11 protein-coding genes are annotated in these 17355 nt (G+C 66.5%); 1 reads left to right on the top strand and 10 read right to left on the bottom strand.

The window, feature by feature from the left end; translation table 11 throughout:
* Positions 1–12 precede the first annotated feature (12 nt).
* The 7 genes from BKK79_RS01270 to BKK79_RS01240 form a co-directional block, all read right to left on the bottom strand.
* Entirely contained in the window at positions 13–642 is a 630-nt protein-coding gene (locus BKK79_RS01270) for a response regulator transcription factor (RefSeq protein ID WP_071012892.1), read from the bottom strand.
* 96 nt (positions 643–738) lie between these two features.
* On the bottom strand, positions 739–4188 hold the full coding sequence (locus BKK79_RS01265) for a hybrid sensor histidine kinase/response regulator (RefSeq protein ID WP_071036893.1): 3450 nt from the start codon (positions 4186–4188) through the stop codon (positions 739–741).
* A gap of 220 nt (positions 4189–4408) precedes the next feature.
* Positions 4409–5467: a fimbrial protein gene (locus BKK79_RS01260; protein ID WP_157128341.1), complete on the bottom strand. Its 1059-nt coding sequence runs from the start codon at positions 5465–5467 to the stop codon at positions 4409–4411.
* Positions 5468–5695: 228 nt separating this feature from the next.
* On the bottom strand, positions 5696–6700 hold the full coding sequence (locus BKK79_RS41390; protein WP_232346249.1) for a fimbrial protein: 1005 nt from the start codon (positions 6698–6700) through the stop codon (positions 5696–5698).
* Positions 6701–6846: 146 nt separating this feature from the next.
* A complete protein-coding gene (locus BKK79_RS01250; RefSeq protein WP_071036891.1) occupies positions 6847–9369 on the bottom strand; it encodes a fimbria/pilus outer membrane usher protein in 2523 nt (840 codons plus the stop codon).
* 138 nt (positions 9370–9507) lie between these two features.
* Positions 9508–10224: a fimbrial biogenesis chaperone gene (locus BKK79_RS01245; protein WP_071036890.1), complete on the bottom strand. Its 717-nt coding sequence runs from the start codon at positions 10222–10224 to the stop codon at positions 9508–9510.
* Positions 10225–10294: 70 nt separating this feature from the next.
* Positions 10295–10900, bottom strand: coding sequence for a fimbrial protein (locus BKK79_RS01240; protein ID WP_071036889.1), 606 nt, complete (start codon positions 10898–10900; stop codon positions 10295–10297).
* A gap of 253 nt (positions 10901–11153) precedes the next feature.
* On the opposite strand from BKK79_RS01240, the gene BKK79_RS01235 reads away from it, so the two are divergent.
* The gene (locus BKK79_RS01235; protein ID WP_232346248.1) at positions 11154–11546 is read left to right on the top strand and encodes a hypothetical protein; all 393 of its coding nucleotides are present in this window, start codon (positions 11154–11156) and stop codon (positions 11544–11546) included.
* A 386-nt stretch (positions 11547–11932) separates the two neighbouring features.
* On the opposite strand, the gene BKK79_RS40100 is transcribed toward BKK79_RS01235, so the two are convergent.
* The 3 genes from BKK79_RS40100 to BKK79_RS01220 all read right to left on the bottom strand — a co-directional run bounded on the left by BKK79_RS40100 (position 11933) and on the right by BKK79_RS01220 (position 17265).
* The gene (locus BKK79_RS40100; protein WP_071036888.1) at positions 11933–12139 is read right to left on the bottom strand and encodes a hypothetical protein; all 207 of its coding nucleotides are present in this window, start codon (positions 12137–12139) and stop codon (positions 11933–11935) included.
* A gap of 183 nt (positions 12140–12322) precedes the next feature.
* Positions 12323–16369 carry a phosphoribosylformylglycinamidine synthase gene (gene purL, locus BKK79_RS01225; RefSeq protein ID WP_071012902.1) on the bottom strand — a complete coding sequence of 1349 codons (4047 nt, stop codon included), beginning with the start codon at positions 16367–16369 and terminating at the stop codon, positions 12323–12325.
* Positions 16370–16677: 308 nt separating this feature from the next.
* Complete coding sequence (locus BKK79_RS01220; RefSeq protein ID WP_071036887.1) at positions 16678–17265, bottom strand: winged helix DNA-binding protein; 588 nt, start codon at positions 17263–17265, stop codon at positions 16678–16680.
* Positions 17266–17355 lie beyond the last annotated feature (90 nt).

Here is a 17355-nt window from a genome sequence, read left to right as displayed (position 1 = left end):
GCCCGCCGGAGCTCAGGCCACGCCGTTGCGCTTGGCCAGCTCCACCAGCGCGACCAGGTTCGATACGTTGAGCTTCTGCATCAGCCGCACCCGGTAGGTGCTCACCGTCTTGTGGCTGATCAGCAGGTCCCTGGCAATCTCCTGGTTGCCCAAGCCGCGCGCCAGCAGCCGCAGCACCGACAGCTCGCGGTCGGTCAGCGCGGCCACCTGCACCTGTTCCTCGCTGGCCGCCTTGGCGTTCTCCTGCAAGGCGATCAGCGCGTCCTCGGGGAAATAGGTATAGCCGGACAGCACGGCCCGCACGGCGCCCACCAGTTCGTCCAGGTTGTCGTCCTTGCAGACGAAGCCGGCGGCGCCGGCCTGCAGGCAGCGCATGGCGAAATTGCGCGAATCGCTCGAGGTCAGGATCAGAACCTTGACGCGCAGGCCCGCGGACTTCAGGTGAGCGATCACGGCGAAGCCGTCCATCTTGGGGATGGACAAGTCCAGGATGAGCAGATCGGGCTGGTGCTCGCGCACCGCCTGGATGCAAGCCGTGCCGCTGTCGCATTCGGCGACGATCTCGTGGCCTTCCTTCTCCAGCATCAGGCGCACGGCAAGATGGATCAGCGGGTGATCATCGACGACGATGATTCGGCTCATGTCTAGGATTCCTGGGCGGCGGGCGGCAGGGCTCCGCAGAATAGGAATTTCCTGCGGGCATATGCCGATCTTTCTAACTATGTATAGAGAAAAAGCTTAGCACAGGCGTGCACCGCCCTGCACCCGACCGACGGCGGACTCTATCCTGTCGAGCAAGGCCTGCAGCGGCGCATCGCCGGCCAGCGTGCGCCCCTCGGCCAAGGCCGTTTCTTGCTCGCGGCAGGCAGTCACGAGGTCAGCCCCACGCGCTACCGACAGTGCGCCGCGCATGCGATGCAGCAGCTGGCGCAACAGCACGGCATCGCCCTTGGCGAGCGCGGCCCGCGTGGCGGCCAGGTCCTCCGCCATGGTGGACAGGAACAGCTGGCGCAAGGGGGCGGGCACGTCCAGGGCGTCATCCGCTACCGCTCCTGCCGCATCGGCCACATCGGCCGCATCGGCCACATGGGCCACATCGGCCACCGCAACGGACTCCATTGCCCCGACTGCCGCTGCCCCCCCCACTGTCCCTGCTGCCGCCACCGCCGCACCAGCGGCCTTCGCCGCTGCGTGCAGCCGCTCATAGAGCGTCAGCAGGCTGATCGGCTTGGTCATCCACGCGTCCATGCCGGCGGCCAGGCAGCGCTCGCCTTCGTCGCGCATGGCGTTGGCGGTCACGCCGAGGATGGGCAGCGAGGCACCGCGCGCGCGCAGGGCGCGCGTCAGCGCATAACCATCCATCACCGGCATATTGACGTCGGTCAGCACCACGTCGAATTGCCCCGTCTGCGCGCAGCGCAGTGCCGCCTCGCCGTCGGCCGCCACCGTCACCGTGCAGCCGAGTGCCTCGAGCTGCTCCTTCAGCAGGGTCCGGTTGATCGGGTTGTCCTCGGCCGCCAGCACTCGCAGCCCCAGCGGCGGCCGCTGCGTCGCGGCATCGTCACCGCCGGCCGCGGGAAGGAGGCCCGGGTCCAGCCCGGCCGCTGCCGCCAGGGCCTGCAGGATGCCCGCGCGGCTATGCAGGTTGACTTGCCAGCCGCCCGCGACGGACTCGGGCCGCAAGGCCGCGTCGTGCCGCGCCGTCACGCGCGCTCCGGCCCAGGGCAGCGGCGCCAGCCACGCCGGCAGCACGTCGAGCAAGAGCGCGTTCCCGGTGTCCGCGCCGCCCTCGCCCGGTGCTTGCTCCGGCACGCCATCTGCCGCCAGCGCATGCGCGTCCCAGCCGAGCGAGACCAGCCATCGGCAAAGGCTGGCGGTCAGATCCGGCGCGGGCGAGCGCACGCAGACAGGCCGCGCTGCCACGGCCACGGCAGCGCCCGGCTGCGCCGGCAAACGCGGCACGGCGGCCAGCGGCACCGTGAAGGCAAACTGGCTCCCCACGCCGGGCACGCTGACCACCTCCAGCTTGCCCCCCATCAGGTCGCTCAGGCGGCGGCAGATCGACAAGCCCAGCCCGGTTCCGCCGATCGGGGCAGGGGCGGCGGGCCGATCCTTGCCGCGGCCATCGAGGCGGGCATCGGCCTGGTTGTCAGCCTGATAGAAGGGCTCGAACAACCGCTCCTGCTGGGCCTTCGACAAGCCGCTGCCGGTATCGACCACTTCCCAGCGCAGGCGCACCACGCCGTCGTCCGCCTCCCGCTCGCGCCGCAGGGTCACGGCGACGCGGCCCGCGCCGGTGAACTTGATGGCATTGCTGACAAGATTGGCAAGGACCTGCCGGATGCGCATGCCGTCGCCGACCACCGACTGCGGCACGTCGGCGTCCAGGCAAGCGTAGAACTGCAGGCCCTTCTCCTGCGCCCGCGCCGCGTAGCCGCGCAGGATCTCCTCGGTCAGCGCCTGCGGGTCGAAGGCCTCGGCTTCCAGCGGCATCTGGCCCGCTTCGATCTTGGAAACGTCGAGGATGTCGCTGATCAGTTGCAGCAACACATCGGAGGAACTGCGGATGGTGTGCAAGTAACCCTGCTGGCGTGCATCGAGCGGGGTCAGGCCGAGCAGTTCCAGCGTGCTGACCACGCCGTACAGCGGCGTGCGGATCTCATGGCTCATGGTGGCCAGGAAACGGCTCTTGGCCGCATTGGCCTCGTCCGCCGCGGCGCGTGCCCCGCGCAGCGCCGACAGGGCCTCACGGTGAGCGCTGATGTCGTGGAACGCGCAGAGCAGCACGCTGGCGCCGCCATACTGCGCCGGCGCCCAGCGCGCGTGCAGCGACAGGCCCCCGGCCACCACGCAGGCTTCGCCGGGCACCAGCCGACCGGCCTCGATCAGATGCCAGTCGCGCACCAGCGACACCATAGCCTCCGGGCCGCCAAGCCATGCCTGGGCCAGCGCGTTCTGGATGACGACCTCGCGTCCGCCCTGGTCCAGCACGCACAGCGCGACAGGCGCGGTCTCGATGATGGTGCGGTTGAAGGCGTGGCTCTCCTCCAGCGTGTAGTGCGCTTGGCTGGCCGGTGCCACCACGCGCCGACGATACCAGCGCAGCAGCGCCCAACCGGAGCCGAGGATCATCAGGAATGCCGCGACCAGCGCCACGATGGCCCAGCGCTCCTGGCGGAAAAGCTCGCTGTAGGTGATGAAGTAGACGGCCTGCCAGCCCTGGCGCGCACTACTGCCGCACTTGATCAACAGCCCGCTCGCCGCCAAGTGGACGCCATCGCCATACCTCTCGACCCGCTTCCGGGAACCCAGCAGCGCCTGGCCATCCGGGCTCAGCAGGTCGAAGGATGGTGTGTAGCGCCACCCCAATTCCTCGGTCAGGGCATCCAGTTCCAGCACCGTGGCAACGATCACCCGCCGTGGCGCATCCGGTTGCCACCATAGCGTGTCCGGCACGCTGTCTTCCATATAGGCCAGCAATTCCGGCTCCTTGCCACCGAAAAAACCGGTGCCGGCTTGCCAATGCACCTTCAATACGCCGGGCGACGGAAGGTCCTGGCGCACCTGCTCACGGGCGCTGTCGAGAACGCGCAGCAAGCCCTTGCGCGCCCTGACCAGCAGGTCCGGCCTGGCGTCGATCGACGGCACGGCCATGCCTGCCACGCTGTCCAGGTCGAACAGCAGCACCTGCGGTGCCCGATAGCGCGAGTGGCTCCAGAAGCTGCTGTAGACGCTGTCCGCCATCACCCCCAGCCTGAGCTGGCGCTCGCGCGCTTGCGGCGCCTGCGACGCCAGCGCCCACTGGCCGCCGGGCAAGGACAGGGCAAACGGGGGGGAGAAAGCGAACTGCTGTCCCTCGTAGATATCGACCTCCCCGCGCGGCATCACCTTCAGCGTGGCCAGTTCCGCAGGCTGCCCGGCGGGCGCGCCGGGCGACGGGGGCCTGGACTCCGGTTCGGTCGCGCGGGTGAACTGCAGCAGGAATCGCTCGTGTTCCTGCATCGTTCCGACCAGCCGTGCGAAATGGAAGGCGGCCTTTGCCTGCTCGAACCAGAGCACGCGGGTGATGGCCCAATATGCGGTACCCAGGAAGAAAAAAGCAAGCAGGATGATGACCAGCAGGCCAACGTTCAGGCGCAGCGCGCTTTGCGCCAGTTTCTGGACTTTCGAACCCCGAACGTTTTCCATGGGTGCCGACCGCAAGCGTTCGCTTCTCATTGGCGGCACACAGCAGGCCTGGCGGCCTCTGTCCCCGGGTTCCTGCCACCGTGTCAGCAGGATTGTAGCTTTGAACGCCACTTATCGGCGACTAGCGGGCATGGCCCTGCGAACGCCGGACTTCAGTTCGCTTCAGGTCAGCACGTCCCTGGCGACGCCGCGGAAGCGGTGCGCACCAGGACCGGAGCCACTACTGATAAGAGAAAGTAATCGTACTCTGCGCCTCAACCGATCCCGGCGTGACGGTTGTCCCGGTCTTGACATACTTGGCCACAAAGGGAAGCCCGATCACCCCATTTGCCCCGGCCGTATCGACGTACCATTGGTTGGCATTCCCGTTCGCCGACGAGTCCGGCCCGTAGCTGACCGGCTTCGTTTCCTTCTCGCGATAGATCCGGATACCGACACCGCGGGCACCCGAACCTTTGCCAAGACCGAGCGTGTCGCTTGTATTCACGGGATTCGATGCATCCGTCATCGTCGCGTAGACCTTCACGCCCTGATCGCACTGCAATCCCAGCGAGAACGGGGCAGAGGATTCTGCTGACTCGCCCGCCTGCTGATTCAGGCTGTGAGCCGACACCGTTGGCAGCAAAACGGTCTGCTTCGCACCGCTCGTCAGCTTGCATGAACCGGCCTTGACGGTAGCATTTCCTTTCACTCCCAAGGTCGTCGTCAGCAGGGTCTTTGACGTCGATTTCTGCTTGATATAGTTAACCAGGCTCATGGTGAAGCTATAGCTCCCGGATTTCACGCGCCCCGTGAAAACCAAAGTTGCCCTGAGCTGCAGACTTATAAAGAACAACCCGCTCGACGGCTGACTCAGCGAGCCGATGCCCTGCTCTGCGGATTTGATCGGGACCCAATCAGCCGTATTGCTCAACCTGGCCGCCATGGCAACCCCGACTCCCGGCACGCTAGTCTCCCAGACGGCGTGCTCCACGCCATTCTGCGTATAAGTGACGGTGGACTTCTTAACCGTCTCAGGAATGACGATCGACCCATTGACTCCCGACCTATCATTGCAGACCAGACTATCATCGATCTGAAGTATGCCGTAGCTGAAAGAATTGTTGGTAGCTCCGGAAGACACTGCCGTCCCCGGCACCATGGCATCCTCCGCACTCGAAATCGTTTGCGCAGGAAATGATATGGTCGTGCTACCGCTCGCCGACCAGCAGATCTCCGCCGCACGAGAGAAAAGTGAAAACGCGGAAAATATAAGAAATAATAATATTCTTGTTGCCACCCCTTACCTCCAGAATACGAAGCAAGTCAATCAAGAACACGCACCGCATAACGCTCGCCTAGATGCTGTCGACCGTCCCGCCGCGTACACGGCTGACCGCTTGTCGCCCGTATGCCAGCCCCCCGTTCCCCGTATCAGCTCGGACATGACCCTGTCACCCCAGCGCGCAGCAATACCGCTCCGGCCCTCAATCCGATCCCGCTTTCAGCAGTCCGGAAACCCGTCCGCTCATTGATAGCTCATGGTGAACGTGGCAGCCCCATTCGCCGTACCGGGCACGATAGTAGAGGACGTTCGCACATAGCGAGCCTTGAAAGGAATGGTCACGTTGACGTTGCCGAAGTTGCCGACCTTCCATTGATTGGGATTGTCTGCCGCCGCAGAGTCCGGACCGTAACTGACCAGCGTGTCATCAGCACCACGCAGGATCTGAATGCCGAAGCCTTTGGCCTGCGAGCCGGACGCCAGCGAGAGCGTATCGGTCTTATTAGCGGGACTCGTCGAGTCCGTCAGCGTCATGTACATCTGCGTCGTCGTACCTGGGTTACCACCAGAGCACTGGAGGCGCACCTCGAAGGATTTTGGTGAAGACGTTGCGCCGACGCTTTTCAGCTCGCTGGTTGTTGCCTTCCCCAGATCAACGTCCACTTTCGGGGTCAACACATTGCAGGTCGGAACTTTCGGAACGATATTGATCGATCCATTCGTCACGATGGAGCGGATCTTCTTTTCATGCGGGATGATATAGGTCATACCGATCTCCCCGCTCAAAACGCCTGCTGCCGTGATATCGCCGGTCTTCACAAGCTCAATGGTAAATTCCGTCCCTGCGACCATCCCATACGTAGTATTGGCCCCCTCAGTCGATTGCGGCCACCAATCATCCTTATTGATACCCCCTCTGATGCGAACCCCCACTCCGGCAACCGGCGTGGGATAGGTGTTGTACTTTCCGGGAGCGGCGCTTGTCGAACCGAAATACCCGACGAGACCAACGGTTGAATCGCAATACGCCGTCCCGCCCGATCCGGTCGAGCTCCCCGACGACGTGAAGATCACCGTGCCCTCCTTGACATTGGGATCAAATGGAGGCGGAGAGAATTTCGGCAGCGTGACGACGAGATAATCCACTTCTTTGTTATCGCTCGTCTTGACCGTGCATTTCGCATTCGCATAGCTGGATAAAAGAACCAGGATCGCGACGCCGATGAATTTGATTTTCCCCTTGTTCATGCTTGACTCCTTGTTTTCCGATCTTCCCGCGTGCCATGGCCGCGTCTTGTTCTGCGTTCAGCCTCGTCGATTTCGCCGCTGGTTTCGTGCGCAAGCGCCGCACATCGATGCAGCCCAGGCCCCCGATGCGCGGCCCCGGAAGGCGATCACTTGACGGTGGTGACCATCGCGCCGCGCACACAGCTCGCCACCTGCCGCTCATACATCAGCGCCTTGTTCTGCGGCTTCAACGCGTAGCCGACGGTGCATTGCTCGTCGCCCCAGCGCACGTCGATGCTGCCCTTGTCCTCGATACCGAACACCAGCAGGCGCGACTGGTTGTCCACCATGCCGAGCGGCCTGCCCTTGGCGTCATAGGCGTGGGCGCCGAACGGCACCTTGCCGGCCTGGTCCAGGCTCAGCTCGAACTGCACGCGGCGGCCCGTCTCGGCCTCGAAGCGCGTCTTGACCACGGCGCCGCGGGTGGGCACCACCATCTTGGAGTTCTCGGTGATCTCGGTCTCGACGCCGGTGCTGGACGGATCGACGTTGAGCCAGTTCACGCGATAGGGCTGCAGATAGGGCACCACGGCATAGCCGCTGCGGTCGGTGCGGACCGACGGCGAATTGCTCATCGACACGCCGGCCACCTTCGGCACCTCGACCACGGCAAAGGTCTCGCCCAGCGGCTGGCCCAGTGTCACGCCGCCGCCGTGCAACACCACGGAGCCCGACGCGCTCGCATCGACGTGGCTGCCGAAGCGGTTCTGGCTGGCGTTGCCGCTCAGCTTGGCCGTGGGCGTATCCCAGCCCAGGCTGACGCCGCCCGAACCGCCGCCGTCGCGGCTGTAGCCGGCCTGCACGCCGTAGTTGACGGTATTGGCATCGTTCAGATAGCCCGTCACGCCGGACTGCAGGTTGTAGTCGCCGCGCACCGACGACACCGCGTTGGCGTAGGCCCGATGCGTTCGCCCCACCTTGCCCAGCGGAATGCTGAGCGACACGCTGAACTGCGTTTCGGGCCGGGCGGCCAGGCCCGAGTCCCGTGTATGCGACACCGACAGGCTGTAGCTGATGTCTTTATAGCTGCTGCTGTAGCCGAGCTGCACGCGCCGGCTGCGGCCGTCGCCGCTCCAGTAGCTGGTGTCGCCCACGCCGAGGTACAGCGAGCCGCTCGACAGCGGCTGGCTGATATTGACGTCCACCCGGCTCTTCTGCCGGCGGAAGCCCTGCCCGTCGGGGCGGTCGGTCTCGTCCACGTGCTGGCTGAAGGTGCGGTAGCCGTCCGTGGAATAGCGGTAGCCCACCATGGTGAAGGTGGTGTTGGTGGGATTGACCGTCTTCGAATACAGGAAGCGGACGCTCTGCCCCTGCCGGGTGCCGTTGGGCGTGCGCGAGCGGCTGTGCGTCACGTCCAGCGACACGCCGCCGATGCGGGTGTTCACGCCCACGCCAAGGTTGGCCGCCGCGTAGTCTTGCGACGCCTGGATGCCGCCATAGGCCGTCCAGTCTTCGGACACGCCGTAGACCATGGTGCCCTGCAGGAACTTCGGGCGCGACGAACCTTCGCCGCGGTACTGGCCGCCGGCCAGCGCATAGCGCAGGCTGCCGTGGCGCACCATCACCGGCAGGTAGGAGTACGGCTGCGTAAAGCGGCGCACGCGTCCGTCGGCCTCGGTGATACGGATCTCGAGGTCGCCGTTGGAGCCGCTCGGATAGATGTCGTTGATCTCGAACGCGCCGGGCGGCACCGCCGTCGAATAGATGACGTAGCCGTTCTGGCGCACCTCGACCACGGCATTGCTCTCGGCGATGCCGCGCACGGTCGGTGCGAAGCCCATCTCGCCGTCTGGCAGCATGGCCAGGTCGGTGCCGATCTGCCCGCCCAGGAAGCGCACGCTCTCGAAGATGTCGCCCGGCGTGTACAGTTCGCCCGCCGACGCCTTGCCGCGCAGGCTGGCGAAATTCCGCTCCACGTAGGTGCGGTTGCTGGAGAAGCGGCTGCCCGTCTCGGAGGAGCCCGACAACGAGGATTCGTTGCGGAAGCGCCAGCCGCCGATATTGAAGCCGCTGCGCAGGCCGAGGTAATAGTAGTCGCTGTGCTGGCCGTTGCCGTCGTTGCGGCTGTAGGTGGCCTGGTAATCCGTGTAGAGGGCCGGCACGCCGTCATCCCACAGCGACGGGTCCACGTAGCCGCGCGCGGTGCGCAGCACATAGGCCTGCGGAATGCTCAGGAAAAGCGAGAGCGTGTTCGCCTCGAAATCCACCGCCGCGCCGTCCGCCAGCGCGGACAGGTCAACGGCAGCGTTGTCATCGGTGCCAGCAGGGATGCGGCCCTCCTTCGCCAGCTTGGCCACGTCGACACCGATCGCGCGCAGCAGCCCGAGCGGGATGGCGGGCCGGACCAGGCCTTCGGCATCCGGACTGAACTGCACGGTGTGGCGCCGGGTCAGCGACTGGTTCAGGTAGACGTCGACGTCGTAGCTGCCGGGCAGCACCGCGTTGCCCTTCTCGAAATAGTGCAGCGCGACCGGTCCATCACCCTTGCGCAGGAAGGACTCGTTGAATTCCACGGCATGGCCCGCGGAGGGCAGCACCAGCCCGAGCATGACCAGCCAAGGCACGCTGATCTGCGCGACGTTGCCGAGTTCACTGGACTGCCTGATGACTTCCTTCCTGACGATGACCATAACCGTTTTCTCTTGTGATTCGCCTCCCAGCCCGTTCCGCGGGCGGGCGCAAAGCGCCCTCCCCCCCCCATCCATGAACGGGGGTGGCGGAGATCAAGGGGAAGCGGCGTGTTAGGCGGCGGCTGTGAGGCGACAGCCTCAGCTGCCGGTGGCGCCTTCGTGCGACTGGATGGCGCCGTAGTCGTTGATGGTGTCGAAGCGAACCTTGGCGTCCGCGTTGGCGGCTCCCGCCGGCAGGCCCTTCACTTCGAACCGGCGCGTCCCGGCCGGCGGCACCATTTCAGGTGCGGCCTCGTAGTCACGGCCGCCGCTGTGCAGCTTGACCCCGGCCAGCGAGACGTGGAATGCGGTGGGATTGCTCACCTCCAGCTGCGCCTTGCCATCGTGCGGAACCAGGCGCCAGCGCAGCTGCGCGGGGGCCTTGGCCGCCTCGCCGGGCAGGCCGGCAGGCCGGTAGAAGAGCTTGATGCGCTGGCGCAGCGCGATCTGCAGCGTGTTCTCGTCCTTGGGCTTCTGCGGGATCTCCTGCACGTTGACCCAGAAGACCGATTCGCGGTCGGTGGGAAGCCCTTGGCCGTAGTAAAGAATGCGAAGCGTCTGCTGTTTCTCCGCACCCAGGCGGCCAAGCGTCGGCGTGATGGCGAACGGCACGTCCGCCTTGTCGTCGGCGCCGTCGATCCAGGCCTGGATCATGACGTCAGCCGCCGCACGGTTACGGACCAGCACCGACGCCTCCTTGCTCGGCGCGGCCAGCACGACGCGGGTACCGTCGAGCGTGATGCCGGCGAGCGACGCGCCCGAAGCCAGCCCCAGAGAGCCGGCCAGGGCCAGCCCAGCAATGTGAGAGCGTTTCATATTGGATTCCGTAGTATCCGGACGGGCGGGAGGCCTGGGCCCCCCGCGCAGCCCGGAGGGTTGGGGGGGATTACTCGTAGGTCAGCGTGAAGGGCAGCGTGCCGTTGGCCTGGCCGGCAGCGACGGCGGCGCCGTTCTTCACGTAACCCGCGCGCAGCGCCAGCTTTGCCGTGTACTTGTCGTCGGCGCCCTTTTCCAGATCGCCCTCGATCACGCTGTTGCCGCTCAGGTCCAGCAGCTCGTTCTTGCCGTTGTACAGGCCGATGCCCACGCCGGTGGCCTTGTCGTCGGTCGGGCCGGTGGTGGCGAGCAGCTTGTTGTTATGCGTGTCGATACCCGAGCCGGAGGCCGGGTCGAAGCGAACCTTGACCGTCTTCAGGCCTGCGGCGGAGTTGTCGCAGTTCAGGTCGAGGTTGATCGAGGTGCCGGCGATGATGTTGCCGCCTGCGGTGCCACCCAGCGAATCGGTGGTGACCTTGCCGAGCTTGACGTCGATGATCTGATCACCCTTGCCACCGGTCACGTTGGTGCCGCTGCCGCCGACGAGGCTGCAAGAGGCGGCGATGATGCTGCCGGTGAAGTTGATGGTGCCGTCGGCGGCCATGGCCGAGCTGGCGCCGAAGGTGGAGGCGGTGGCGGCGGCGGCGATGAGGGCCATGCGGATCTGCTTGGACATATTGTGCTCCTGTGAAGGTTGGTAGTGAGGTTCTCCCGAAAGAGGACCCCATTATCTCGACCGAAGCACATTCCGATAAAGCAGCCGAATCCTAAGATTGGATCAGAAAAATCTGATTATGGTCAGACCCCACCCTTTCCGCCCCCCGACACCATTTGAGAGAAAGCATGACGCCAACCTAGGGTATAGTATGGATTAATCCTGGCCACTCCTCAGCGGGAAACGACTCCACCAACCTATGAATGCTCTGAATATGCGGAAGCCTTTGCGCTCTCTCTTCGCCGCCACCCCACGCGCAGCCGCCCCACGGCGGTCCGAACGCCCAAGCACCGCCGTCGACGCACACGGCGATGGCACGCAGGCACTGCCACGGCGCAAGCCCTGGCAGATCTGGCGCCTGCAATCGGCCGGATGGGGCTACTGCGCCCTGGCGACAGCCATTCCGCCGCAACTGCAGGCCGGCCGCAAGGCGTGGCGCGGGCAGCTGCCGGCGCGCGACCGCTATGGCGAGGCTAAGGTGGCACGGCTGGGCTGGGCCACCTTGCAGGTCGTCGGGCGTGCGCCCGCGGCGGCCGGCGTGATCGGCGCCAAGCGTGCGCTGCGCTGCCTCTATCAGCCATGGAGCCTGCAGTTCCGCGCCGGCTGAGCCCGCCACGCCGTCGGCAGCCATGCCACGCGGCACGGGTTTATCGGAAGGATATTTTCCAGCGCTTCACCCAGCACTTTCACCGCACTCCTCGCCGCCACCACGTACCCTGATTGGGAAAGGAAGACCTTGTCCCAACGGGGGAGACATGATAATCCGGCCGCCATCCGAGAGATCGAGGCATCAGAATCCGCATCGGAAAAAGCGGATTCTAAATGAATATCCATTAATACATCGAATCCAGTCTCCGCGGCGCTCCCGGGCTTCTTTCAACCATGACAGGGATGCCGACGCCGGCATGGGCGGCGACCATGGGTGGGCGGCCCTGATGAAACACTGGGCGGCGGCCTGCCGGGCCGCCGCGGAACGTGCTGCCCTTGGCTGCCTCAGCCGATACGCACCCGCGCCTGCAGAGCGCCACCCGTGCCATGCATGCGCCCGGACAGTTCCAGGGCCAGGCCGGCACCGAGGTCGGCCAGGCCGGAAATCACCGCATCGCCATCGCTCAATTCTGCGATGGCCTGCAGCAGCGCATGCAGGTGCCCGCAGGCCAGCCCGGAAATGGCCGTGCGCCTGGAAATCGCGTTCGGCAAGAGCGCCGAATCCTGGCTCGCGCACCAAGCCGCCTATGACCTCTGGCTCGTCGAGCAAAGGCGTGGTGAGTTGCACGTCCATCCGCTGAAGCACGCGGCCTGAGCCTCAAGGCAACGCGGCGCCATCAAGGCGCCGCGTCATACCAACAGCAATCGCAACAGCTGCCAGCTGCCGCTACTGTCTTACCCCACCCACTTGCGCGCGTTGCGGAACATGCGCATCCACGGGCTGCCGCCGTCGGCCACCTGCTTCCAGGCGTCCGGCGCCCAGCTCATGGTGGCGGCGCGGAAGACGCGCTCGGGGTGCGGCATCAGCACGGTGAAGCGGCCGTCGGTGGTGGTCACCGAGGTGATGCCGTCCGGCGAGCCGTTCGGGTTGAGCGGATAGGTCTGGGTGACCGCGCCGCGGTTGTCGACGAAGCGCAGCGCCACGTCGACCTTGCCCTGGTCGCCCTGTTGCGAGAAATCGGCGAAACCCTCGCCGTGCGCCACCACGATGGGGATGCGGCTGCCTTCCATGCCGGCGAAGAAGATCGACGGCGAGGACTGCACTTCCACGGTGACGAAGCGCGCTTCGTACTGCTCGGACTGGTTGCGCGTGAACTTGGGCCAGGCACCGGCGCCCGGAATGATCGGGGCCAGGTTGCTCATCATCTGGCAGCCGTTGCACACACCCAGCGCGAAGGTGTCCTGGCGGTTGAAGAAGGCGGCGAACTGCTCCGCCATCTGCGCGTTGAACAGGATGGTCTTGGCCCAGCCCTCGCCCGCGCCCAGCACGTCGCCGTAGCTGAAGCCGCCGCAGGCCACGAAGCCGGTGAAATCGGACAGCTTGGCGCGGCCGGCGATCAGGTCGCTCATGTGCACGTCGTAGGTGTCGAAGCCAGCGCGGTCCATGCTGTACGCCATCTCGATCTGCGAGTTCACGCCCTGCTCGCGCAGGATGGCCACGCGCGGACGCGCGCCGCTGGCGATGAAGGGCGCGGCGATGTCTTCGGCCGGATCGAACGTCAGCACGGGCGAGATGCCGGGGTCGGCGGCGTCGAGCACGCGTTCGTATTCGCTGTCGGCGCAGGCCGGGTTGTCGCGCAGGCGCGCGATGCGCCAGCTCACTTCGCTCCAGTTGCGCTGCAGTTCGCTGCGCGGCGCGCTGTAGACCTTCTTGGCGTCGCGGAAGATCTCGAACTGGTCGCTCGTGTTGGGCTTGCCGACCACATGGCTGCAGGCCGACAGGCCCGCCTCGCGCAGCACGGCGAAGACCGCGTCGCGCTCGTCGCGGCGCACCTGGATCACCGCGCCCAGTTCTTCCGAGAACAGCGCGCGCAGGGTCTGGTCGTTGCGGCGCTCGGCGATCTGCTGGGCCCAGTTCTTGGCATCGCCGTAGTCCTGTTCCTGGCCCGGCTCCAGCGTCAGCATGTCGACATTGAGCGACACGCCGGTGTGGCCGGCGAAGGCCATCTCGGCCAGCGTGGCCAGGAAGCCGCCATCGGAACGGTCGTGGTAGGCCAGCAGCTTGCCTTCGCGGTTCAGGCGCTGGATCACGTTGAAGAACTGCTTCAGGTCTTCGGCGCTGTCCACGTCCGGCGCGCTGTCGCCGACCTGCTGCGTCACCTGCGCCAGGATGCTGCCGCCCATGCGGTTCTTGCCGCGGCCCAGGTCGATGGCGATCAGCACCGTCTCGCCCTGGTCGGTGCGCAGTTGCGGGGTCAGCGTGCGGTCGGTGTCATCGACGGCGGCGAAGGCCGAGATGATCAGCGACACCGGCGCCACCACTTCCTTGTCCACGCCCTCGTCCTGCCACTTGGTGCGCATCGACAGGGAATCCTTGCCCACCGGGATGCTGATGCCCAGTGCCGGGCACAGGTCCATGCCCACCGCCTTGACGGTGTCGTACAGCTTGGCGTCCTCGCCGGCCACGCCGCAGGCTGCCATCCAGTTGGCCGACAGCTTGACCTTGCCCAGGTCCTTGACGGAGGCGGCGGCCAGGTTGGTCAGCGCCTCGCCGATGGCCATGCGGCCCGAGGCGGGCGCGTCGATCACGGCCAGCGGGGTGCGCTCGCCCATGGTCATGGCCTCGCCGGCGCGGCCCTTGTAGTCGAGCGTGGTCACGGCCACGTCGGCCACCGGCACCTGCCACGGGCCGACGAACTGGTCGCGCGCGTTCATGCCGCCCACGGTGCGGTCGCCGATGGTGATCAGGAAGGACTTGCTGGCCACGGTGGGATGGCGCAGCACGTCGCGCACGGCCTGCTCCAGCGCCACGCCGGTGACGTCGACCGGCGGCAGCGCCTGCTCGACGTGGGTGACGTCACGGTGCATGCGCGGCGGCTTGCCCAGCAGCACGTCCATCGGCATGTCGACGGCGTAGTGATCCTTGAGGGCGGCGTCCACGCTGGAATCTACCAGCTGCAGCTGCTTTTCCTCGGTGGCCACGCCGACCACGGCGAAGGGCGAGCGCTCGCGTTCGCACATGGCCTGGAACAGCGGCAGCGAATCCGGCGCGATGGCCAGCACGTAGCGCTCCTGCGACTCGTTGCACCAGATCTCGGCCGGGCTCATGCCCGACTCTTCCAGGTGCACCTGGCGCAGGTCGAAGCGTGCGCCGCGGCCGGCACCGTCGACGATCTCGGGGAAGGCGTTGGAGATACCGCCGGCACCCACGTCGTGGATCGACAGGATGGGGTTGGCGTCGCCGAGCTGCCAGCAGGCATTGATGACTTCCTGCGCGCGGCGCTCCATCTCGGGGTTGCCGCGCTGCACGGAGTCGAAGTCCAGGTCGGCGGTATTGGTGCCGGTGGCCATCGAGCTGGCCGCGCCGCCGCCCATGCCGATACGCATGCCGGGGCCGCCGAGCTGGATCAGCAGCGAGCCGGCCGGCACGCCATCCTTGTGCGTGTGGCTGGCGTCGATGTTGCCGATGCCGCCGGCGATCATGATGGGCTTGTGGTAGCCACGCACCGTGCCGCCCACGTTCTGCTCGTAGACGCGGAAGTAGCCGCCCAGGTTGGCACGGCCGAATTCATTGTTGAAGGCGGCGCCGCCGAGCGGGCCGTCGATCATGATCTGCAGCGGCGAGGCGATGCGCTCGGGCTTGCCGGTCACGCCCGGCTTGTCGTCCGGATTACGGTGCGCCAGCGGCTGGGCTGCATCGCGGTCGTTCTCCCACGCCTCGAGCGCATCCGGCAGCATCAGGTTGGACACGGTGAAGCCGGTCAGGCCGGCCTTGGGCTTGGCGCCGCGGCCGGTCGCGCCCTCGTCGCGGATCTCGCCGCCGGCGCCGGTGGAGGCGCCCGGGAACGGGGAGATGGCGGTCGGGTGGTTGTGCGTCTCCACCTTCATCAAGGTGTGCGTGAGCGCCTGGTGGCGGCCATACTGCTGGCCCTCGCCGCGCGGGAACCAGCGCTCGGCCACGTCACCTTCCATCACCGCCGAGTTGTCCGAGTAGGCCACGATCGAGCCCTGCGGATTGAGCTGGTGCGTGTTGCGGATCATGGCGAACAGCGACTTGTCCTGCTGCACGCCGTCGATGGTCCAGGTGGCGTTGAAGATCTTGTGCCGGCAGTGCTCGCTATTGGCCTGCGCGAACATCATCAGTTCGACGTCGGTCGGGTTGCGGCCGAGCTTGGCGTAGGCGTCGATCAGGTAGTCGATCTCATCTTCCGACAGCGCCAGGCCCATTTCCACGTTGGCCTGCGCCAGTGCCGGGCGGCCGCCCGCGATGTCGATGAAGCGCAGCGGCTTGGCCGGCAGTTCCTCGAACAGGCCGGCGGCCTCCTCCCGCGTGGCCACCACGGTCTCGGTCATGCGGTCGAACAGGTGGGCGGCGACAGCCGCGCGCGTGCCGGCGTCCAGCGCCTTGCGGCCGCGCAGCAGCCCCTTCTTGCAGACCACCGTGATCTCGATGCCGCGCTCGATGCGGTGCACGTGCGTCAGGCCGCAGTTGTGCGCGATATCGGTAGCCTTGCTGGCCCAGGGCGAGATGGTGCCGAAACGCGGAATCACGACGAAGCGGTCACCCTCGGGCTGCGCGGCGAACGGTGCGCCGTAGGTGAGCAGCGCTGCGATGCGGCTTTGGTCTTCGGCCGAGAGCGGCGCGTTGCTGTCGACGAAATGCACGAATTGGCCGTGCACCGATTCGATGTCGGCGTCGATCTGCTTGAGGGCCGTGAGCAGGCGTTGCTGGCGGAAGGCGGAAAGCGCCAAAGCGCCGGGGAAGCACGAGAAATGCGCCATGATCTGAGCGGTCGGGAGGCGTAGGAGGAGTGGACTGCAGCCGGCGGGCGCCGCTGAGTGGGGCGTCCGGCAGCGAAAGCATGGAATTATACCTTAGCGAGGGGCGTTTCCCGCAGTGCGGCGACGCATCCAGACCTGCCCGGATCCGCCTGCCGGGCCGTCCGCAGAGAAGGGATGTGCAGGGAACGTCCCGCGCCCGCGCTGACTGCTGCCCGGGCCCGCGTGGCGCGCCTCCGCCTGCACCCTGCTCCGCGCGCGTCCGTCGCGCCGGTCGCGGCCGGCACGGCGTTACCGCCCGGCCCGCTCTGCTACAAGGAGGTCGCGGAGCGCGCTGCCTGCTCGTACAGGCCGGTCAGCACGCGCAGCAGGCGCGCCAGTTCGCCGATCTCCGCGTTCTCGGCACTGCCAGGCGTCATATTGCTGGTCAGGCATTGCTCGCGGATCTCGCGGTAGCGGGCGCAGGCCTCGGCACCGGCAGGCGTGGTCGAATAGGTGGCCTCCTTGCCGACCCGCTCCCCCGCCGCCAGGCCAAGGCCCTGCAGCTTCTTCAGGGCGTAGGTGACGAGATGGGTGTCCTCCACGTTCAGCACGAAGCAGATGTCGGCCAGCCGCTTGGCGCGGCCGCGGTGGTTGACGTGATGCAGTACCAGCACGTCGAGGAAGGTCAGATCGTGCACACCGGCCGCCCCCATGCAACGCACCACCCAGCGGCTGTAGGCGTTGTAGGCCGTGTTCAGGCCGAACTCGAACTCCGACAGTTCCGGGCTGCGCGCCGAGACCAGGTGGGCCGAGGAAACGATGTTGGGACCCACCGCGCGCTGCAGCGGGATGGGCGCCGCTTCCGGGGTGACGGCCGGGACGGCGGCCGGGTCGGCCTGGACTGGCTTGCGTGCCATCGAAATACTCCTGAATGCGATCTGCGCGGCGTGCCTGCCCATGCCGGCACGCGAGGCGGAAACAAGGACTGCCGCCGGCACCACCGGCCG

The sequence above is a fragment of the Cupriavidus sp. USMAA2-4 genome (genome assembly GCF_001854305.1).
Classification (GTDB): domain Bacteria; phylum Pseudomonadota; class Gammaproteobacteria; order Burkholderiales; family Burkholderiaceae; genus Cupriavidus; species Cupriavidus malaysiensis.
Note: the sequence above shows the minus strand (reverse complement) of the source record. Positions and strands in the feature narration are given on the sequence as shown.

Excerpts from the sequence above, each read along its gene's own strand:
- BKK79_RS01220 (WP_071036887.1), bottom strand. The coding sequence starts at position 17,265 with ATGGCACGCAAGCCAGTCCAGGCCGACCCGGCCGCCGTCCCGGCCGTC.
- BKK79_RS01265 (WP_071036893.1), bottom strand. The coding sequence starts at position 4,188 with ATGGAAAACGTTCGGGGTTCGAAAGTCCAGAAACTGGCGCAAAGCGCG.
- BKK79_RS41390 (WP_232346249.1), bottom strand. The coding sequence starts at position 6,700 with ATGAACAAGGGGAAAATCAAATTCATCGGCGTCGCGATCCTGGTTCTT.
- purL (WP_071012902.1), bottom strand. The coding sequence starts at position 16,369 with ATGGCGCATTTCTCGTGCTTCCCCGGCGCTTTGGCGCTTTCCGCCTTC.
- BKK79_RS01240 (WP_071036889.1), bottom strand. The coding sequence starts at position 10,900 with ATGTCCAAGCAGATCCGCATGGCCCTCATCGCCGCCGCCGCCACCGCC.
- BKK79_RS01270 (WP_071012892.1), bottom strand. The coding sequence starts at position 642 with ATGAGCCGAATCATCGTCGTCGATGATCACCCGCTGATCCATCTTGCC.
- BKK79_RS01250 (WP_071036891.1), bottom strand. The coding sequence starts at position 9,369 with ATGGTCATCGTCAGGAAGGAAGTCATCAGGCAGTCCAGTGAACTCGGC.
- BKK79_RS01245 (WP_071036890.1), bottom strand. The coding sequence starts at position 10,224 with ATGAAACGCTCTCACATTGCTGGGCTGGCCCTGGCCGGCTCTCTGGGG.
- BKK79_RS01235 (WP_232346248.1), top strand. The coding sequence starts at position 11,154 with ATGCGGAAGCCTTTGCGCTCTCTCTTCGCCGCCACCCCACGCGCAGCC.